Below are 17,880 nucleotides of genomic sequence, written 5' to 3'. Positions count from 1 at the left end.
CTGCACGTGGCCGATGTTGCCACGCACCCCTGACAATTCTGCGACGCGGCGTCGATAAGGTGCGGTTATGGCCGACGCCGGCGTGCACACCGCCACCGCTGCTGATCTTCCGGAGATCGTCCGCATCCATCGGGAGACGTGGCGGCTCGCCTACGCCCAGCTGCTGCCGCCGGAGGTGCTGGACACTCTCGACACCGACGAGGCGTGGGCGTTGGCCGTCCAGCAGAACGCGGTGCTCAAAGCGACTGAGGGCGACTTCATCGTCGGGTTCGTCGTGGCGAGCAAGGCTCCGGACGACGAAGTGGCCAAAGCGGACGGGTCGCTGCCACCGGACGCGGCGACGACCGCGCTGCTCAGCGTTCTCGTCGAACCGCGCTGGGGGAGGCGCGGCCACGGAACGCGGCTGGTCGCGGAGGCGTGCAGGCGCTTGGAGGAAGCGGGTGCGACGCGGGGGATCGCGTGGGTGCCGGAGGCGGACAAGGCGTCGCGGAACTTCTACGAACGACTCGGCTGGACGGGTGACGGCACGGTACGCACGTTGGACGCAGGCGGGCGTCCGCTGCGCGAGGTCCGGGTGTCCGGGCCGCTGACCGTCCGGCTCGAGCACTGAGACCTGTGTAGCCTCGGCCAGGTGCTCGCCTTGGTTGGCCTCACCTTCGGGGTCGCGCTCGGCTCAGCGGTGGTCCCCTTCGTCAGCATCGAAGCCTGGGTTCTGGGACTGTGCACGCGCTGGCCGGACATCTCTTTCTGGATCGTCGGCCTGGTCGTGGCCGTCGGCCAGGTCCTGGGCAAGCTCGTTTACTTCTACGCGGCGCGGGGCGACATCCACCTGCCGAAGTTCTTCCACCGCAAGCCGAACGACAAGCCGTCGCGGTTTCGGCGCTGGTTCGGGCCGGGCACGCGCGCGCACCGCTGGTACGACTGGGTGCACGTGAAGTGCAAAGCGCACCCGAACTGGATGGCCGGCACCCACGCCGTGAGCTCGCTGGTCGGGGTGCCGCCGTTCATGGCGACGAGCGTTCTCGCCGGACTCGCGGGCATGTCCACGGTGATGTTCGTCGTGACCGGCATGGTGGGCAGGTTCGCGAGGTTCAGCTTCCTCGCGGCCTCACCGGCCATGGTGATGGCCTGGTTCTAGTGGCTGAGGACGATCGACGCGGTCACTGAGAACGCGATCACGAGCGCGGCAACGGTGATGCGGGCTGAATCGAGCACGAAGTTTACGATATAGATCCGCCGCCGACGAAAGCCACGTGCAAACGGGTGAGAGCCGAATGATCTGGCTCTCACCCGCCGTTTCACGCCTGATTATTCAAGAACCAGGATGCCGTCGGGCAAACCGGGAATGTCGTACGAATGCCACATCGGACGCCAGCCGGGCAGCTCCAGCATCCGGCGCAGGTCCGCGAAACCGCTGAGCCAGCCCATCCACGCGCCGTAGGGCGGGTTGCCGGTGTCGAACCCGCTCTGCACGAACGTCAGGTGCGTCCGGCCCTCCGAGCCCTTCAGCTCCCAGGACGCCACCATCCCTTCCCGGAAGTCGAGCGCGAAGTGTCCCTCGTCGAGCGCGATGATCTTCGCCGGGTGGTCGTTCTGCTCGAAGCTGCCCATCGTCCACCGGCCGCCGACGTGCGGCTCGATCTCCATCCGTGCCCCGAACCACCGCGCGAACACGTCCGGGTCGGTCAGCGCGTCGATGATGGCCGCCGGTGTGGCGGCGATGTCGAACTCGAACCGCTGCTCTGGCGTCGTGAAGTCGCAGAACCCCAGCACCGGCCGGCCCTCGACGTGTTCGACCAGGTTGCCCAGCACCAGCGGCCAGAACGTCTGGAGGATCTCCGCCTGCTCGTCCCCGAGGCCCCAGGACGGGTACGGCGTCTGCGCCACCGCGATGAGCGTCTCGCCGTCACGCTGCTCCACGCCGAGATCGACCGTGTACTCGGTGCCGTACAGCTGCCACGAGAAGCGCACCGACGTGTCGTCGTGGCCCAGCAGCTTCTGCCGGCCGCGTTCGCCGTCCGGGGTGTAGCGCCCCCAGAACTCGTACTCGCCGCCCTCCAGGTCCACGTGCGCGTGCTCGGCGAGCCACACCCGCAGGTCGTCGGCGGTGGTGAGCGCCTGGTGGATCCTGGCGACAGGCGCGGACGTGCGAACCCGGATGGTTCCGGTGCTCATCGGTTGTCTCCTTTGGGGTAGCAGGCGAGCGCGATGCGGAACGCATCCCCTTCCGCGCCGCCGTATCGGGTGAAGAGGTCCTGCAACGTCGTCTGCAGCTCGGCGAGGAACTGCTGGCGCTCTTCCGGCCGGACCCTGATCTCGCCGGACACGCCCACGGACGGCAGCTCGGCGTTGCGGTCCAGTGCCGCCACGTCCGCCTGCACCTGCTCGGCGAGGTCCACGAGATGCCCCAGTGCCAGCTCGTCGCGCGACCCGATCCGGCCGACCAGCCGCGGCGACAGCCAGTACGAACGCGCCACGGCCTGGTAGAGGCCTTCCTGGACGCCGCGCACCTTGCGTTCGGCGACCTGCGTGGCCAGGCCGGCCTTGACCAGCTGTTTCACGTGGTAGTGCACGCGTTGCGGCGTCTGGTCGAGCATCTCGGCGACCTCGGTGCACGAGCGCGGCGCGGCGAGCTGCCGCAGCACCTCCACGCGCTGCGGCTTGAGCAGGGTCTCGGCCTGCTCCATCCGGTCCAGATAGATCACGTCTCTCATCGCAAAAACAACTTTGAACGTTCAAAACTATTTTGTCAATCCCACAGACAAATGACGGCTGACAGATATTGAAATCTGTCAGTCCATCGGACACGGTGGAGTGACCGAAGAGACGAAGGAGTTCGGAGATGCAGAAGCGTCAGCTCGGAGCCACCGGCCCGGTCGTGTCCGCCATCGGGCTCGGCTGCATGGGCATGTCCCACAGCTACGGCCCGGCCGACCGTGACGAGAGCATCGCGACGATCCGCGCGGCGATGGACGCGGGCGTCACGTTGCTCGACACCGGTGACTTCTACGGGATGGGGCACAACGAGCTGCTCATCAGCGAGGTCGTCCGGGGCCGCAGGGACGAGGTGCAGCTCAGCGTCAAGTTCGGCGGGATGCGGGACGCGGACGGCGGGTTCATCGGCTTCGACACGAGGCCGGCCGCGGTCGCCAACTTCCTCGCGTACTCGTTGCAGCGGCTCGGCACCGACCACGTCGACATCTACCGGCCCGCGCGGCTCGACCCGAGCGTGCCGATCGAGGACACCGTCGGCGCCATCGCCGAGCAGATCGAGAAGGGCCACGTGCGGCACATCGGCCTCAGCGAGGTCGGCGCGGAGACCATCCGCAGGGCCCACGCCGTCCACCCGATCGCCGACCTGCAGATCGAGTACTCGGTGCTGGAACGCGGTGTCGAGCGGGAGATCCTGCAGACCACGCGCGAGCTCGGCATCGGCATCACGGCCTACGCGGTGCTCGCTCGCGGGCTGATCTCGGCCGCGCCGCCCGCCCTCGACGCCGGCGACTGGCGCGGCCACTCGCCCCGGTTCCAGGGCGACAACCTGAACCACAACGTCGCGCTCGTCCAGAAGCTCAACGAGATCGCGGAGAACAAGGGCGTCACGGTCGCTCAGCTGGCCATCGCCTGGGTCGCGGCGCGCGGTGAGGACGTGGTGCCTCTCGTCGGCACGACCAAGCGTGCGAGGCTGAGCGAGGCGATCGGTGCCGTCGACGTGACGTTCACCGAGCGGGAATTGCAGGAGATCGAGGCCGTTGTTCCTGTTGGGGCCGCTGCGGGCACGCGCTACGCGGCCGCGCAGATGGCCATGCTGGACAGCGAGAGGTGAGTACGTGGCGGAGGCGTTGACCTCAGAGGCGATCCTCGCGGCGACCGAAGAGGTGCTGCGCAGGTACGGGCCCGCCAAGGCGACGGTGGTCGACGTCGCCAAGGCGCTCGGGGTCAGCCACGGCAGCGTCTACCGCCACTTCGCCACGAAGGCCGCGCTCAGGGAGGCGGTGACCCGCCGCTGGCTCGACGCCGTCCACGAGCAGATGACGCCGAGGTTCGACCAGGGCCTCACCGTCGGCGAGACGTTGAAGACCTGGCTGCAGCAGCTCTTCGACAAGAAGCGGCACGGCCACACCGAGGACCCTGAGCTGTTCGCGACGTTCCAGGTGCTGGTCAAGGAGAGCAAGGCCATCCCCGAGTACCACATCAGGCACATGGTGGGTCTGGTCGCGCGCATCATTTCGGCGGGAGTGGAAACCCAGGAGTTCGTGACCGACGACGTGGCCGCGACGGCGAAGGCGGTCTGGGACGCGACGGAGAAGTTCCACCACCCCGCGCACGCGCAGGAGTGGGGGGATCCTCACATTCAGGACGCGTTCGACGCCGTCGTCTCACTGGTCATCGCCGGACTGCGGTACAACCGAACCCCGAGTGCCGCAGGCGATGCTTGAGGGTCACGGAGGTGAGCGGTGCCGCCTGACGAGTGGATCGATCTGCTGGGAGCGCCGGAAAGGCGTCCTGACCCGGTTGACTGGGACGCGGTCAAAGCGCGGGCGGGTACGGAGCTGCCCAGCGACTACGTCCACCTCGCCGAGGCCTACCCGCCGCTGATCGTCGGCGGTTACGTCCGGATCCTGCACCCCACCGCGCGGGCCGGGTTCATGAACTGGATGGCGCAGGCGCCCAAGATCCTGCGGGCGTTGCGCAGGCAGCCGGGTCTCCGCGTGCACCCGGACGTGCCGGGTCTGCTGCCCTGGGGCACGACGCTCAACGGCGACCACTGCCTCTGGTACACCCTCGGCGAGCCGGACGAGTGGACCGTGGTGATCACGGACCTGCGGCAGAGCTGGTCGTTCGACGGGAGCTTCTCGGCCTTCGTCAGGAAGTTCCTGACCGGCGAGATCCGCTGCCCGATCTTCCCGGACGACGTCCCCGGCGGCTCCAAGCCGTTCCAGGAGCCGTAGGGGACGCCGTCCGTTCCCTCCGACCCCCCGGTCAGTTCGCGGCGGCTGTCACGAGCGCGTTGCCACTGCCCGTGCGGCCCGTGACCGACAGCGACGCGTCACCCAGCGGTTCGGCCGAGACCTCGAAGTCGCTGCGGGCGTTGCCGGACGTGGAGACCAGGTCGATGCGCGCGAGCGTGCCCTGACGGATGCCCACGCGGATGTTGCCGGATCCGGTGCCGAGATGGATCTCGCCGGAAGCCGCGTCGGCCACGGTCAGGTCACCGCTGCCGGTGCGGACCTGGACGTTGCCCTGCACCGCGCCCAGCCACACGTCGCCGGTTCCGGTGATCAGCGTGGTGTTGCCGCCCACGGACGACACCTCGACGTCACCGCTGCCGGTCTTGGCCTTCAACGACGCGAGCATCGTGCCCAGCCGCACGGTTCCCGCGCCCGAGTTGACCTTGGCCTCGCCGGCCGCCCGGTCCGCGGACACGCTGCCCGTGCCGGTGTTCAGGTCGAGCCGGCCGGCGCCACCCGTCACGGTGACGTCAGCCGCGCCCGTCCGTGACGTCACGTGTGACCCCACAGGCGCCGTCACGACCACGGACAGCGGCACCGCGCGCAACGGCAGCGCCTTGGACGACTCGATGCGCAAACGGTTGCCCAGCAGCTCGACGCGGGCTTCCCGGACCGCCTCCTCGGGACCGGCCGCCGCGGGAGCGCCCTTCTCGGGCCCGAACTGGCCGCTCACCCAGCTGAGCACGCTGGACAGGCCCTCTGTCCACGAGTTGCCGGCGGTCGGGTCGTGCCGCACCTCGACGTGCACGCCCGGCTCGTCCACCAGCCGCACCTGCACGCGCCCGCTGAGCAGCGAGATGTCGATCTCGGCGATGCCCGCGAACTCGAAGCTCTGCTGACGCACCACGCCTGTCGGTTCGGTCATCCCGCTCACCCCTGCACCCATCCGCGGACACGCGACCCGGAGCCGGTGCCTCCGCTCCACCCCTTGTGCTGATGCTTGTGCTTGCCGTGCACCGCGCCACCCACGGCCTGCTGGATGAACGAGTTCAGCGACACACCCTGGGCCGCCGCGGCGGCCTCGGCCTTCGACTTGAGCTCGTTGATCATGCGCAGCGTGATGCGGCTGATGTCACCCGTGGCGTCACCGAGCGGCACCTCGTGCCGCGGGGCGGGCTCAGGCTCCGGCTCCGCGGACCCGGTGACGACCACCTGGACGTCCCGGCCGGCCAGCCGAACCTCCACGACCTGGCCGTCCAGGGAGGCGGTGACCTCCGCGGCCAGGTCCGACAGTGCGTTCATGATTGCCAGTCGCGCGGCTGGTTCGAGCGCTGCGGACAACGCGGCGGCCGTTCGACGGGTGTTCTCGTCCCCCGCTGATGCGGCCGTCGCCAGGTCCTCGCGCAGTGACGCGATGTACGGCGACAGATCCATGACACCACTATGACGTCACTTCTGGTGTCGTGCAACCGCCACCTGGCATCAGGGCTAATGTCCGGGGCATGCCGAGAGTGCGCTTGGTGGCGAAAACCGAGTTCATCCCACCGGACGACGTGCCGTGGACCACCGACGCGGACGGTGGCGCGGCGCTCGTCGAGTTCGCCGGCCGGGCCTGCTACCAGTCGTGGGACCGCTCGAACCCCATGACGAACACGAACGCGACGTTTCTGCACCACCTGCTCGACGTCGGCCACCTCGCCGCGTTCGAGCACGGCAGCGCGACGCTCTACCTGACCGAGCTGCCCCGCTCGCTCACCCACGAGCTGATCCGGCACCGGCACTTCTCGTACTCGCAGCTCTCCCAGCGCACCGACCCGACCGACGTGGTCGAGCCCGAGCTCATCGCAGGAGACCCGGAGCTGCACGCCCGGTTCGTCGCGGCGACCGAGGCGAGCCTCAAGGCGTACGAGGACCTGGTGCGGAGCCTGGAGAAGACGGTCAACGGCCGGCGCGCGCGGCAGATCGCCAGGTCAGTGCTGCCCAACGCGACCGGCACCGAGATCGTCGTGACGGGCAACTACCGTTCGTGGCGGCACTTCGTCGCGATGCGCGCGACCGAGCACATCAACGTCGAACTGCGCGAGCTCGCCGTCGCCTGCCTGCGTGAACTGATCAAGGCCGCGCCGAACGCGTTCGCCGACTTCGTGATCTCGACACTCCCGGACGGCACAGAAGTTGCTTCGAGCCCACTGGTGGTTGAAGGCTGACGCCCATGAAGCGGCTCATCGTGGACGTCCGCCCCGGCGAATACACGGTCACGCGCCTGGCGGCGGACGCCCCGCTCCCCGCCGGGCTGCTCGACCTGACCGACGTGCTGGTCTCCGTGACGAGGACCCCGGACGAACTGTCGATCATCGCGCCGTCGTCGTTCGCCCTGCCCGGCGAGAACGCGGAGAAGGGCTGGCGGCTGCTCACCGTGCGCGGGCCGCTGGAGTTCACGCTCACCGGCATCATGGCCGCGCTCGCGGGTGAGCTCGCCGCCGCGGGTGTCTCGCTCTTCGCGGTGTCCACTTACGACACCGACCACCTGCTCGTGAAGCACACCGACCTCGGTCGTGCCGTGCTCGCGCTGCGTGCCGCAGGTCACGAACTGGTTGTAGCGCCGGAAGTGTAGGAACCGATCCTCCACATGGCGGGTCTGAAGTACCGTCATCGCCCCCGGTTCTTCTGGTGTAGGAGCGCATGTTGCACGGACAGGCTGTCGAACCACGCGTCATCGCGGGCAGGTACGCCCTGGTAGCGGAGCTCGGTCGCGGTGGCATGGGCATCGTGTGGCGCGCGCAGGACCGTCACATCGGTCGCTTCGTCGCGATCAAGGAACTGCACCTGCCCGACGGCATCGCGCCCGAAGAACGCCGTGTGCTCGAAGAGCGCGCTCTGCGTGAGGCACGCACCGCGGGCAAGCTCAACGATCCCGGCATCGTGACGGTGTACGACGCGATCAACGAGAACGGCACGACGTACATCATCATGGAGCTGGTCGAGGCGGCGACGCTGTCGACGTTGATCAGCACCCACGGCCCGATGCCGCCGAACCAGGTGGTGTCGATCGCGCTGCAGGCGTTGTCCGCGCTCGAGACCGCCCACGCGGCCGGGATCGTGCACCGCGACGTCAAGCCCGGCAACCTGATGGTCCGCCCGGACGGCAAGCTCAAGCTCACCGACTTCGGCATCGCCCAAGCCGTCGACGACCCGCGCCTGACGACCAGTGGCAGCCTCATCGGCTCACCCGCGTACATGGCGCCGGAACGCATCCACGGCCACGAGGCGGGCCCGGCGGCCGACCTGTGGGCCCTGGGCGCCACCCTTTGCTACGCCGTCGAGGGCTGGAGCCCGTTCGAGCGCTCGTCCACGGCCTCGACGCTGCACGCGATCATGAGCGAGACCCCGCGGCTGACCCGCGCGACCGGTGTTCTCGGTGCCGTCATCACCGGTCTGCTGATCGCCGACCCGAACGCGCGGCTGTCCGGCCCGCAGGCCCGCGCGATGCTCGGCAGCATCGGCAACCAGCCGACGCCGCCCACCGGCATCCCGCCCGCTCAGACCCAGCAATACCAGCAGACGAAGGCCGTCGACCCGGCGAAGAAGAAGCGCAACCGCATCCTCGCGCTGGTTGGTGCCGTGGTTCTCGCCGCGGCCGCGTTCACCGGCGGCATCTACGCGCACAGCTGGGCCACGGCGCCGGGCGGCAGCGGCAGCCAGGCGCTGACCTATGGCGAGGGCGGTGAGATCCCCGTCTTCGGTCTCTCCGAGAACGTCTGCGGCAACGGCCAGGTCGCGCCCACCAAGCAGCTCGACTCCGACAGCCGCGAGGAGTGCGACAAGCCGCACGACTTCGAGGTGTTCGACGCCGTGGAGACGCTGCCGGTGCAGTCGAACCTGCCCGACGCGGCCTACCCCGGCATCGACGCGCTGAGGAACCTCGGCCTCTCCCGCTGCGAGCTGACGCTGAAGTCGCAGTGGATCAAGGACGGCGGAAAGCTCAAGCTCACCACCTTGATCCCCACCGAGTCGGCGTGGAAGAAGGACAAGAACGACAACGCGCAGCGCCGCATCTACTGCGTGGCGGGCAAGAAGGACGGCAGTTCTCTCGACGGCACCATCAGCGCGAAGAAGGACAACTAGCGTGAAGAGAAGGATCATCTCCGTCCTGCTGGCGCTCGGCTGCGCGGCCACCCTGTCGGCCTGCTCCGGCAACGAGGACAAGTTCGTCGCCGAGCTCAAGGCCGCCGGTTTCACCGGCATCGGCGAGCCCAGCACGGAGAAGTCGAAGAAGTCCAAGAAGATCGGCAAGCGCACGGTGAAGTCCTCGGAGAAGACCCTCGAGGTCACCGTGCGGGTGAAGGGCTGCGACCTGGAGTTCGCCAAGACCTCCGGCCAGTCCGGCTACTGGCTGGACGAACTGCACGTCAACGGGCAGGAACCGGACTGGCCCGGCTACCCGGAGAACCTGAACCGCGAGCAGGTGGTCGCCCTGATGGCCGGCAACTCGGCCAAGCCGGACGGCTTCACCAGCTGCTACAAGCCGAACGAGTCCTGAGCCGGTTGTGATGCAATGGTCGGGTGAGTCTCGCCCGTGAAGAGCGCAAAGCACTCGTCGAACTGATGACCGAGCTCGGCCCGGACGCGCCGACGTTGTGCGGCACGTGGCTGACCAAGGATCTTGCCGCCCACCTCGCGATCCGCGAGCGGCGGCTGGACACCGCGCCCGGCATCCTGCTGCCGGTCTTCACGAAGTGGACCGAGAAGGTCCAGGAGGACTACGCGCACAAGGCGTGGAGCGAGCTCCTCGACCTCGTGCGCACGCCGCCGTTCTGGGTCCAGCCCATCGACGCGTACATCAACGCAACCGAGTACTTCGTGCACCACGAGGACGTGCGGCGCGCACGGACCGACTGGGAGCCGCGGCCGTACGACGTGAGGCGGGAGAACGCGCTGTGGAAGCTGCTGCCGTTCACCGCCAAGTTCACCTACCGGTCGTCCCCGGTCGGCGTGACCCTCGTGCGGCCCGATGGCGAGCACATGGTCGCCAAGCCGGGAGCGAACGGCGTGGTGATCACCGGCGAGGTGTCCGAACTCGTGATGCTCGCGTTCGGGCGCGACGAGGCTCGCGTGGAATACAGCGGTGACGCCGACGCGGTCGAACGCGTGCGGTCGTTGAACCGAAGTGTCTGATCTCGGGTAGTTTCTGCGCATGCCCGGAAGCCCGTACGCAGCGCCGAACCGCCCGTTCGGCCGCGTTCTCACCGCCATGGTCACGCCGTTCGACACCCGCGGCGAGGTCGATCTCGCCAAGGCGCAGGAGCTGGCGAAACACCTGGTGGACCTGGGCAACGACGGCCTGGTCGTCAACGGCACGACCGGAGAGAGCCCGACGACGACCGACCGTGAGAAGGCAGCGCTGATCACGGCCGTCGTCGAAGCCGTGGGCGACCGGGCCACCGTGGTGGCCGGCGCGGGCACCTATGACACCGCGCACAGCATCCACCTCGTGCAGCAGGCCGAGAAGGCGGGCGCGCACGGCGCACTCGTCGTGACGCCGTACTACTCGCGGCCGCCGCAGGAGGGCCTGCTCGCGCACTTCACCGCCGTCGCCGACGCGTCGGACCTGCCGGTGATGCTCTACGACATCCCGCCGCGCGCGGTCGTGCCGATCGAGGTCGACACGCTCCTGCGCCTGGCAGAACACCCGCGGATCCTGGCCGTGAAGGACGCCAAGGGCGACCTCCACGCGGGCAGCAGGGTGATCGCGAGCACCGACCTCGCCTACTACTCGGGTGACGACCCGCTGAACCTGCCGTGGCTGTCCGTCGGCGCCGTCGGGTTCGTGAGCGTCATCGGCCACCTCGCCGCGGATCGCCTCCGCGACCTGGCCGACGCCTACGAGTCGGGTGACGTGGTGCGCGCGAAGGAGATCCACGAGTCGCTGCTGCCGCTGCTGCGACCCTTCCGCCGGGTTCCCGGCGTGACCTACACGAAGGCCGCACTGCGCCTGCGCGGACTGGACGTGGGCGACCCGCGTCTGCCGCTGGTGCCCGCCGCGGCCGAAGACATCGAGGCCATCGCGGCCGAACTGGGAGTCAACGCGTGACCCAATCGACCGAAATCCCGCCCGCTCTGCCGGAAGGCGGTCTGCGGATCGTCGCACTCGGCGGAATCGGCGAGATCGGCCGCAACATGACGGTTTTCGAGCACGCCGGCCGGCTGCTCGTCGTCGACTGCGGCGTTCTTTTCCCCGAAGACGACCAACCGGGCGTCGACCTGATCCTGCCCGACTTCCGCGCCATCGAGGACCGGCTCGACGACATCGACGCCATCGTCCTGACGCACGGCCACGAGGACCACATCGGCGCGGTCCCGTTCCTGCTGAAGCTGCGCCCCGACCTGCCGGTCGTGGGCTCCCGCTTCACGCTGGCGCTGCTCGCGGCGAAGTGCAAGGAGCACCGCCAGAACCCGCGGCTGGTGGAGGTCCGCGAGGGCCAGCGTTCGTCCTTCGGGCCGTTCGAGCTGGAGTTCTTCGCGGTCAACCACTCGATCCCGGACGCGCTGGCCGTCGCCATCAGGACCACCGCCGGGCTCGTGCTGCACACCGGTGACATCAAGCTGGACCAGCTGCCGCTGGACGGCCGGCTGACCGACCTGGCGGGCTTCTCGCGGCTGGGCGACGAGGGCGTGGACCTGTTCCTGGTCGACTCGACCAACGCCGAGGTGCCCGGCTTCGTCGTGCCGGAGCGCGAGATCGGCCCGGTGCTGGAGAACGTGATCCGCAAGGCGCGTCAGCGGGTCATCGTCGCGTGCTTCGCCTCGCACGTGCACCGCGTGCAGCAGGTTCTCGACGTCGCCGTGCAGTACAAGCGCAAGGTCGCGTTCGTGGGCCGCTCGATGGTCCGCAACATGGGCATCGCGTCGGATCTGGGCTTCCTGAACGTCCCCGATGGCCTGTTCGTCGACCTGGACGAGGCCATGCGGATGGAGGAGGACGAGGTCCTCTTCGTGTCGACCGGTTCGCAGGGCGAGCCGCTGTCGGCGTTGTCGCGCATGGCCCGCGGCGAGCACCGGCAGATCTCGATCCGCGAGGGCGACACGGTGATCCTCGCGTCGTCGCTGATCCCCGGCAACGAGAACGCGGTCTTCAACGTCGTCAACGGCCTCGCCAAGCTGGGCGCGACCGTCGTGCACCAGGGCAACGCCAAGGTCCACGTCTCCGGTCACTCCCCGGCGGGCGAGCTCCTGTTCCTCTACAACGCCGTCCGGCCGTCCAACGTGATGCCGGTGCACGGCGAGTGGCGGCACCTCCGGGCGAACGCGGCTCTCGCGGTCGCGACCGGTGTGGCCGAGGACCACGTGGTGATCGCCGAGGACGGCGTCGTCGTGGACCTGATCGACGGCAAGGCCGCCGTCAGCGGCCGCGTCGTCGTCGGCCACGTGTACGTCGACGGTCTGTCCGTGGGTGACGTGGGCGAGTCGACGTTGTCCGACCGGCTGGTCCTGGGCGAGGGCGGGTTCATCTCGATCTCCGTCGCCATCGACACCGCGACCGGCAGGGCCGTGTCGTCGCCGACGATCTCCGGGCGCGGCTTCTCGGACGACCCCAAGGCGCTGGACCAGGTCGTGCCGCTCGTCGAGATGGAGCTGGCGCGCACCGAAGCCGAGGGCATCACCGACACGCACCGGGTCGCTCAGGCGGTGCGGCGGGTCGTGGGCCGCTGGGTCGCCGAGACGTACCGCCGCCGGCCGATGATCGTGCCCACCGTCATCCCGGTCTGATCAACGACCGTGACCCTCCTGTGATCTGCGTCCCTCTCGTCCGCTAAGGTCGGATCTCTGACCTTGGACGAGGGGGACGCCCATGGCCGACGAGTTTGTTCCGCCCGGCAAAGACGACATTCTTCTGCCGCCCATCTTCACCTGGCACGATCCACTCGGACTGCCGTTCACGTTCGCGCCGACCAAACCGCAGGTTCTGCTGGTTCTGTCGGTCGTCATCATCCTGACGTTCTTCCTCGTCACCACGAGGAACCTGAAGATCGTCCCGAGCCGCTGGCAGTTCGCCGCCGAGTCGGTCTACGACTTCGGCCGCAACACGATCGCGCGGGAGCAGATCGGTGCGAAGGAGTTCGCGCCGTACGTGCCGCTGATCGTCAGCATCTTCTGCTTCGTGCTGGTGAACAACGTCTACGGGCTGATCCCGCTCGTGCAGTTCCCGACGTTCACGCACAGCGGGTTCCCGTTCGCGATCGCGCTGATCATCATCTTCCCGCTCTACCACTTCGTGGGCATCAGGAAGTTCGGCCTCAAGGGCTACCTGCGCAACCAGTTCATCATCGCGGACGTGCCGAAGCCGGTGCTGTGGGGTCTGCTGATCCCGACCGAGGTCATCCTGAAGTTCTTCTTCGACCCGGTGAACCTCGCGATCCGGGTGTTCGCGGCGATGTTCGCGGGCCACCTGCTGGTGCTGGTGTTCACGCTCGGCGCCGAGTTCCTGTTGCTGCAGGCCCCGATCTGGCTCAAGCCGTTGTCGGCGCTGGGCTTCGCACTCGCCATCGCGCTGTACCTGCTCGAGGCGCTGGTGCAGGTCCTGCAGGCCTACATCTTCGCCCTGCTGTCGGCGCACTTCATCGGCCGCGCGCTGGCCGAGCAGCACTAGCGATCCGCGCAAGCTCGAGATCGTGGTGAAAACGGAGAACGGGGAGCGGCACGTCCGTGTGTCCATCGAGGAGCTGGCTGCGCTGGTCCGGCGAATCGGTGGCGAGGGTGACCGGTTTCTGGTGGTTCAGCGGATACCCGACCTGCCCGACGTCTTCGTCCAGGTCTGGCACGAGGCCGGTGGTGACTACGAGCTGGAGCATCCTTCCGCGAGGCGCCGCGGCTCGATCTCGACGAGGACGAGCGCGCGGAGTTGGAGGCGCGGGTCCGCGAGGTGCTGGTCGGCGGCTACGCCTCCCGCGCCGAACTGGCCGAGCTCACACGGAGTACCCCACGCCCGTTTCGCGTGCGCAGGCGCAGGCGCTGGCCGACCGGTTGTGGCTGGAGCGGGTCGTGGAGCAGACCTCATGGCAGGGGGAAACCGATCCTGAGCGGCTCACTCGCGCGTTCGCCGCACTGCAGGAGGCAGGTATGACCGCCCGCGAGAACTTCACCTGTTGCCATAGTTGCGGCCAGTCCGAAATCGGCGGTGAAGGCGGCTCCGATGCCCGCGGCTTCGCCTACTCCCACACCCAGTGCACGGATTCCGCCGCGGCCGGTCACGGGCTGACGCTCCTCTACGGCGGCTTCGACGGGTCGTCCGAGACCACTGCGGCCATCGGCCACGAGGTCGTGGCACCGAGTGGGTCCGCGACCCCGGCAGGGCCATCACCGTCAGTCCTCTGGACTGGCGCCGCCGCCTGGTCGGTCAGGGACGTTGGCACACCAGGTGCAGCGACTCCTCGGGCGTGGCGCCGGGGAAGGACGGCGTGAAAACCGGCCGGCTCCGGCGCACGACCCGCAGACCGACGTTGCCGAGGTGCTCCTCGAAGTTCTCCTCGGAGAACGAGGACACCTCGATCTCCTGGCCCATCCACGGCAGCGTGATCTGCTCGACGTCGATGGCCACGGTGGCGAGGAAGAAGTGGCCGCCGGGCCGCAGCCACGCCGAGACGCGGCCGAGGGTCTGGATGATCTCGGCCTGCGGCATCTGCAGCAGGGAGAAGACGGCGCAGATGACGTCCCACGAACCAGCCGGCGACTCGAAGTCGCGGATGTCGATCTTGTGGAACGTCGCTTCCGGGACCTGGGCGGTCGCGATGTCGACCATCACCGGGGACACGTCCAGGCCGGTGACCTTCATGCCCGCCTTGGCGAGGGTGCGCGCGACGGGAACGCCCGTGCCGCAACCGATGTCGAGCACGCGCGAGCCGGAGGGCTGCGTCGCGGCGAACCAGGCGAGGGTGCCGTGCAGCGCGGGCTGGTGCGACCAAGCGCGTTGGTATTCCAGCCCGAGCGTGTCGAAGACATCGGCCGCGTTCATCTCCGCCCCCTCATTTCGGCCCAATCCACCTGATGTGAAGTGTGGAGAAGCCCTCTGCACGGACTCTGGATGGCTTCTGGACGAAAACTGACGGTAGGTTGCTAGGTGACTGCGGACAGCGACGGAGTGGGACACACGGTGCGGAACGAGTTGCGCGTCAGCATGCTGGGCGCGCTCGCGGCGACGGTGGACGGTCAGGAGCTCACCCTGGGTCCGCCGCGGCAGAGAGCTGTGCTCGCGGTGCTCGCCTTGCGCGCCAACCACGTCGTCTCCCGCAGCGAGCTGATCGACGCCGTCTGGGGTGACGAGCCGCCCGCCAGCGCGGACAACGGCATCCACACCTACGTGGCCGGCCTGCGCAGGCTCTTCGAACCGGGCAGGGCCTCGCGGGCGCCGAGCTCGGTGCTGCTCTCGACGGACGCTGGATACCTGCTGAGGCTCCCGTCCGGCAGTGCCGACGTCGCCCTGTTCCGCGCCCATCTGGACGAAGCCGGACGGCTGCGTGCTCAACCTGCGGACGCCATCAGCGCGTTCGACGCTGCTTTGGGCTTATGGCGCGGTATCGCTCTGGAGGGCGTGCCAGGACCGTTCGCCGCCGTGGAACGTGCGCGCCTCGCCGAAATGCGACTGACGGCCGTGGAGCAGCGCGCCGCGTTGATGCTGTCCGTCGGGCGTGAGGCTGAGGTGGCGGCGGAGCTCACGACGTTGGTCAGCGCGCACCCGTTGCGCGAGAGGCTGCACGGCCTGCTGATGTCCGCGTTGTATCGCGGCGGCAGGCAGGCGGAGGCTCTCGCCGTCTACACGGACCTGCGCCGGCTGCTGATCGAGGAGCTCGGCATCGAGCCCGGACCAGAGCTTCGCCAGCTCCACGAACAACTTCTCGTCGGCCGCCACGACCCGCAGCCGGAACCCGCGGCGCCCGCGCTGGTGCCCGTCCAGCTGCCGCACGAGATCCGCGACTTCACCGGCCGCGCCAAGGAGCTCGCGAAGCTCGCCGAACTCGTCCCGCACGACCACTCGCCGGTGCTCGTCGCCATCACCGGCACCGGCGGTGTCGGCAAGACCGCGCTCGCCGTCCGGTTCGCGCACCAGGTCGCTTCCCGGTTCCCCGACGGGCAGCTGCACGTCGACCTGCGCGGGTTCGACGCGTCGTCGCCGCCCGTGCAGCCCGCCGCCGCTCTGCACCAGCTCCTGCAGAGTCTCGGCGTGCCGGCCGAACGCATCCCGGACGACCTGCCCGCGAAGTCCGCCCTGTACCGGAGTGTGCTCGCCGGCAAACGGGTGCTGGTGCTGCTCGACAACGCGCGGCTCGCCGAACAGGTGCGCCCGCTGCTGCCGGGCCGTTCGTCGTCGATGGTGCTGGTGACCTCGCGCAACCACCTCGGCGGCCTGGTCGCCCGCGATGGCGCGCACTCGGTGACGTTGTCGACGCTGACCCGCGGCGAAGCCTTGGCGTTGCTGACTTCCGCGGTGGGTCCGGACCGTGTCGCCGCCGAACCCGATGCGGCCGCGAAGCTCGTCGAGCTGTGCGGCCACCTGCCGCTGGCGGTGCGGATCGCGGCCGAACGCGTCGTCACCCGGCCGCACCTGACGCTGGCCGACCTGGCCGGCGACCTCGCCGACGAACGCGACCGGCTCAACGTGCTGGCGACCGGCGACGACGAGGACACGGCCGTGCGCGCGGCGTTCTCGTGGTCGTACCTCGCCCTGAAGCCGGACGCGGCGAGGATGTTCCGCCTCATCGGCCTGCATCCCGGCGCCGAGATCAGCCTGAACGCCGTCGCCGCGCTGACCGGCGTGCCGGTGTCCAGGGCGAGGGTCCTGCTGGACGTGCTGGCCGGCGGTCACATGCTGGAGGAGGTCGCCCGCGGCCGCTTCCGCCTGCACGACCTGCTGCGCCTGTACGCCACGGAGCTCAGCGCCACCGAGGAGTCCTCCGAGGGCCGCTCCGAAGCCGTGAAACGCCTGCTGCAGTGGTACTTCGACACCGCGAACGCCGCCGGCACCGTGATCGCCCCGCCGGACCACCCGTCGTTCCTGCTGCCGCCACTGTCCACTCAGGACTTCACCTCGCACGACGAGGCCTTCTCCTGGTGCCGCAGGGAGTCCTCGAACCTCCTGGCCGTCTCCCGCCTCGCCGAGGACCACCACTCGCCCACGGCCTGGCAGATCCCGGTCGCGCTGTGGAACTACTTCATCGTCTCCAGCGCACTGGACGAGTGGACCCGCACCTACCGCATCGCCGAACGCACCGCCGCTCGCGACGGCAACCAGGCCGCCCGCTCCTGGGCGATCCACGGCCAGGGCCTCGCCGCCTTCCGCGGCCAGCGCTTCGCCGACGCCCTCGAGCTCTTCGACCGCGCTCTGTCGATCCGCCGCGAGATCGGCGACCAGGTCGGCGCCGCGTGGAGCCTCACCGGCCTGGGCATGGCGTACGGCGGCATGCGCCAGTTCGACCTCGCCGTCGACAGGTTCGGAGAGGCTCTGAAGGGCCACGCCGAGGTGGGTTCGTGGTTCGGCGAGGGCGGCACGCGCCTGTTCCTGAGCGACATCCTCCGCTCGGCCGGCCAGTACGAAACCTCGCTGGCCTCGGCCCGGACGGCGTTCGAGCTGATGGACTCCCACGACGCCGTGCACGGCAAGGCGATGGCCCTGGTCAGCATCGGCTGGGCGCAGTTCAAGCTGGGCCACCGGATCGAGGCCCGCGACTCGTTCCGGCACGCGCTCGGTTTCCTGCGGGTGCTGGGTGACCGCAAGAGCCTCGCGGAAGCGTTGCACGGCCTGGGGGAGACGAGCGCGGGCCAGCCCGACGTCGCCCGCACGCACCTGCTCGAAGCGTTGACGATCTACGAGGACTACGACCACCCGCTCACCGCGGAAGTGCGGGCACGGCTGCACGAGTTGGCATAGAACTACCTC

20 protein-coding genes are annotated in these 17,880 nt (G+C 69.0%); 15 read left to right on the top strand and 5 right to left on the bottom strand.

Annotated elements, in window-relative coordinates; translation table 11 throughout:
• Nucleotides 1–67: 67 nt before the first annotated feature.
• Both C8D87_RS33905 and C8D87_RS33900 read left to right on the top strand, forming a co-directional pair.
• Nucleotides 68–610, top strand: coding sequence for a GNAT family N-acetyltransferase (locus C8D87_RS33905; RefSeq protein WP_112229788.1), 543 nt, complete (start codon nt 68–70; stop codon nt 608–610).
• A gap of 21 nt (nt 611–631) precedes the next feature.
• Entirely contained in the window at nt 632–1,138 is a 507-nt protein-coding gene (locus C8D87_RS33900; RefSeq protein ID WP_325049740.1) for a YqaA family protein, read from the top strand.
• 170 nt (nt 1,139–1,308) lie between these two features.
• Here C8D87_RS33900 and C8D87_RS33895 read toward each other — a convergent pair whose 3' ends face one another.
• Both C8D87_RS33895 and C8D87_RS33890 read right to left on the bottom strand, forming a co-directional pair.
• Complete coding sequence (locus C8D87_RS33895; protein WP_112229786.1) at nt 1,309–2,175, bottom strand: SRPBCC family protein; 867 nt, start codon at nt 2,173–2,175, stop codon at nt 1,309–1,311.
• Nucleotides 2,172–2,714, bottom strand: a complete 543-nt coding sequence (locus C8D87_RS33890; protein ID WP_109633772.1) for a winged helix-turn-helix domain-containing protein — start codon at nt 2,712–2,714, stop codon at nt 2,172–2,174. The genes C8D87_RS33895 and C8D87_RS33890 overlap by 4 nt, the downstream gene beginning before the upstream one ends.
• A 128-nt stretch (nt 2,715–2,842) precedes the next feature.
• Here C8D87_RS33890 and C8D87_RS33885 point away from each other — a divergent pair, with 128 nt between their 5' ends.
• From C8D87_RS33885 to C8D87_RS33875, 3 genes are read left to right on the top strand one after another with little or no spacing between them, the layout of a single operon-like run.
• Nucleotides 2,843–3,826 (top strand): aldo/keto reductase, encoded by a 984-nt coding sequence (locus C8D87_RS33885; protein ID WP_112229784.1) that lies wholly within the window; start codon nt 2,843–2,845, stop codon nt 3,824–3,826.
• Nucleotides 3,827–3,830: 4 nt separating this feature from the next.
• Nucleotides 3,831–4,439 (top strand): TetR family transcriptional regulator, encoded by a 609-nt coding sequence (locus tag C8D87_RS33880; protein ID WP_112229782.1) that lies wholly within the window; start codon nt 3,831–3,833, stop codon nt 4,437–4,439.
• Nucleotides 4,440–4,457: 18 nt separating this feature from the next.
• Nucleotides 4,458–4,952: a hypothetical protein gene (locus C8D87_RS33875; protein ID WP_112229780.1), complete on the top strand. Its 495-nt coding sequence runs from the start codon at nt 4,458–4,460 to the stop codon at nt 4,950–4,952.
• A gap of 31 nt (nt 4,953–4,983) precedes the next feature.
• Here the strand turns inward: C8D87_RS33875 and C8D87_RS33870 are convergent, their stop codons facing one another.
• Together C8D87_RS33870 and C8D87_RS33865 are read right to left on the bottom strand one after the other, a co-directional pair.
• A complete protein-coding gene (locus tag C8D87_RS33870; protein WP_112229778.1) occupies nt 4,984–5,877 on the bottom strand; it encodes a DUF4097 family beta strand repeat-containing protein in 894 nt (297 codons plus the stop codon).
• Nucleotides 5,878–5,882: 5 nt separating this feature from the next.
• Nucleotides 5,883–6,386, bottom strand: coding sequence for a toxin-antitoxin system HicB family antitoxin (locus C8D87_RS33865; protein WP_109633761.1), 504 nt, complete (start codon nt 6,384–6,386; stop codon nt 5,883–5,885).
• 68 nt (nt 6,387–6,454) lie between these two features.
• Here C8D87_RS33865 and thyX point away from each other — a divergent pair, with 68 nt between their 5' ends.
• From thyX to C8D87_RS49285, 9 genes are all read left to right on the top strand, one after another.
• A complete protein-coding gene (gene thyX / locus C8D87_RS33860; RefSeq protein ID WP_112229776.1) occupies nt 6,455–7,159 on the top strand; it encodes an FAD-dependent thymidylate synthase in 705 nt (234 codons plus the stop codon).
• Between the two features lie 5 nt (nt 7,160–7,164).
• Nucleotides 7,165–7,566, top strand: a complete 402-nt coding sequence (locus C8D87_RS33855) for an ACT domain-containing protein (protein ID WP_109633757.1) — start codon at nt 7,165–7,167, stop codon at nt 7,564–7,566.
• A 68-nt stretch (nt 7,567–7,634) separates the two neighbouring features.
• The gene (locus C8D87_RS33850) at nt 7,635–9,077 is read left to right on the top strand and encodes a serine/threonine-protein kinase (protein ID WP_109633755.1); all 1,443 of its coding nucleotides are present in this window, start codon (nt 7,635–7,637) and stop codon (nt 9,075–9,077) included.
• A 1-nt stretch (nt 9,078) separates the two neighbouring features.
• Nucleotides 9,079–9,492, top strand: a complete 414-nt coding sequence (locus C8D87_RS33845) for a hypothetical protein (RefSeq protein WP_112229774.1) — start codon at nt 9,079–9,081, stop codon at nt 9,490–9,492.
• Between the two features lie 23 nt (nt 9,493–9,515).
• Complete coding sequence (locus C8D87_RS33840) at nt 9,516–10,127, top strand: TIGR03085 family metal-binding protein (protein ID WP_112229772.1); 612 nt, start codon at nt 9,516–9,518, stop codon at nt 10,125–10,127.
• A 19-nt stretch (nt 10,128–10,146) separates the two neighbouring features.
• Complete coding sequence (dapA, locus tag C8D87_RS33835; protein ID WP_109633748.1) at nt 10,147–11,043, top strand: 4-hydroxy-tetrahydrodipicolinate synthase; 897 nt, start codon at nt 10,147–10,149, stop codon at nt 11,041–11,043.
• Nucleotides 11,040–12,719, top strand: a complete 1,680-nt coding sequence (locus tag C8D87_RS33830; protein ID WP_109633745.1) for a ribonuclease J — start codon at nt 11,040–11,042, stop codon at nt 12,717–12,719. The genes dapA and C8D87_RS33830 overlap by 4 nt, the downstream gene beginning before the upstream one ends.
• A gap of 82 nt (nt 12,720–12,801) precedes the next feature.
• Complete coding sequence (atpB, locus tag C8D87_RS33825) at nt 12,802–13,599, top strand: F0F1 ATP synthase subunit A (protein WP_109633742.1); 798 nt, start codon at nt 12,802–12,804, stop codon at nt 13,597–13,599.
• 56 nt (nt 13,600–13,655) lie between these two features.
• Nucleotides 13,656–14,411 (top strand): DUF6891 domain-containing protein, encoded by a 756-nt coding sequence (locus C8D87_RS49285; protein WP_411711505.1) that lies wholly within the window; start codon nt 13,656–13,658, stop codon nt 14,409–14,411.
• On the opposite strand, the gene C8D87_RS33815 is transcribed toward C8D87_RS49285, so the two are convergent.
• Nucleotides 14,347–14,961, bottom strand: coding sequence for a class I SAM-dependent methyltransferase (locus C8D87_RS33815; RefSeq protein ID WP_109633740.1), 615 nt, complete (start codon nt 14,959–14,961; stop codon nt 14,347–14,349). The two genes, C8D87_RS49285 and C8D87_RS33815, sit on opposite strands and share 65 nt — an antisense overlap.
• 105 nt (nt 14,962–15,066) lie before the next feature.
• Here C8D87_RS33815 and C8D87_RS33810 point away from each other — a divergent pair, with 105 nt between their 5' ends.
• Nucleotides 15,067–17,871 carry an AfsR/SARP family transcriptional regulator gene (locus tag C8D87_RS33810; RefSeq protein ID WP_112229770.1) on the top strand — a complete coding sequence of 935 codons (2,805 nt, stop codon included), beginning with the start codon at nt 15,067–15,069 and terminating at the stop codon, nt 17,869–17,871.
• Nucleotides 17,872–17,880 lie beyond the last annotated feature (9 nt).

Origin of the sequence: Lentzea atacamensis, assembly GCF_003269295.1 — a bacterium.
GTDB lineage: Bacteria > Actinomycetota > Actinomycetes > Mycobacteriales > Pseudonocardiaceae > Lentzea > Lentzea atacamensis.
The sequence above is the reverse complement of the archived record's forward strand: the minus strand, read 5'-3'. Positions and strand labels throughout refer to the sequence as shown.

Excerpts from the sequence above, each read along its gene's own strand:
- thyX (WP_112229776.1), top strand. The coding sequence starts at position 6,455 with ATGCCGAGAGTGCGCTTGGTGGCGAAAACCGAGTTCATCCCACCGGAC.
- C8D87_RS33815 (WP_109633740.1), bottom strand. The coding sequence starts at position 14,961 with ATGAACGCGGCCGATGTCTTCGACACGCTCGGGCTGGAATACCAACGC.
- C8D87_RS33885 (WP_112229784.1), top strand. The coding sequence starts at position 2,843 with ATGCAGAAGCGTCAGCTCGGAGCCACCGGCCCGGTCGTGTCCGCCATC.
- C8D87_RS33870 (WP_112229778.1), bottom strand. The coding sequence starts at position 5,877 with ATGACCGAACCGACAGGCGTGGTGCGTCAGCAGAGCTTCGAGTTCGCG.
- C8D87_RS33895 (WP_112229786.1), bottom strand. The coding sequence starts at position 2,175 with ATGAGCACCGGAACCATCCGGGTTCGCACGTCCGCGCCTGTCGCCAGG.
- C8D87_RS33855 (WP_109633757.1), top strand. The coding sequence starts at position 7,165 with ATGAAGCGGCTCATCGTGGACGTCCGCCCCGGCGAATACACGGTCACG.
- C8D87_RS33865 (WP_109633761.1), bottom strand. The coding sequence starts at position 6,386 with ATGGATCTGTCGCCGTACATCGCGTCACTGCGCGAGGACCTGGCGACG.
- C8D87_RS33890 (WP_109633772.1), bottom strand. The coding sequence starts at position 2,714 with ATGAGAGACGTGATCTATCTGGACCGGATGGAGCAGGCCGAGACCCTG.
- dapA (WP_109633748.1), top strand. The coding sequence starts at position 10,147 with ATGCCCGGAAGCCCGTACGCAGCGCCGAACCGCCCGTTCGGCCGCGTT.
- C8D87_RS33905 (WP_112229788.1), top strand. The coding sequence starts at position 68 with ATGGCCGACGCCGGCGTGCACACCGCCACCGCTGCTGATCTTCCGGAG.
- atpB (WP_109633742.1), top strand. The coding sequence starts at position 12,802 with ATGGCCGACGAGTTTGTTCCGCCCGGCAAAGACGACATTCTTCTGCCG.
- C8D87_RS33850 (WP_109633755.1), top strand. The coding sequence starts at position 7,635 with ATGTTGCACGGACAGGCTGTCGAACCACGCGTCATCGCGGGCAGGTAC.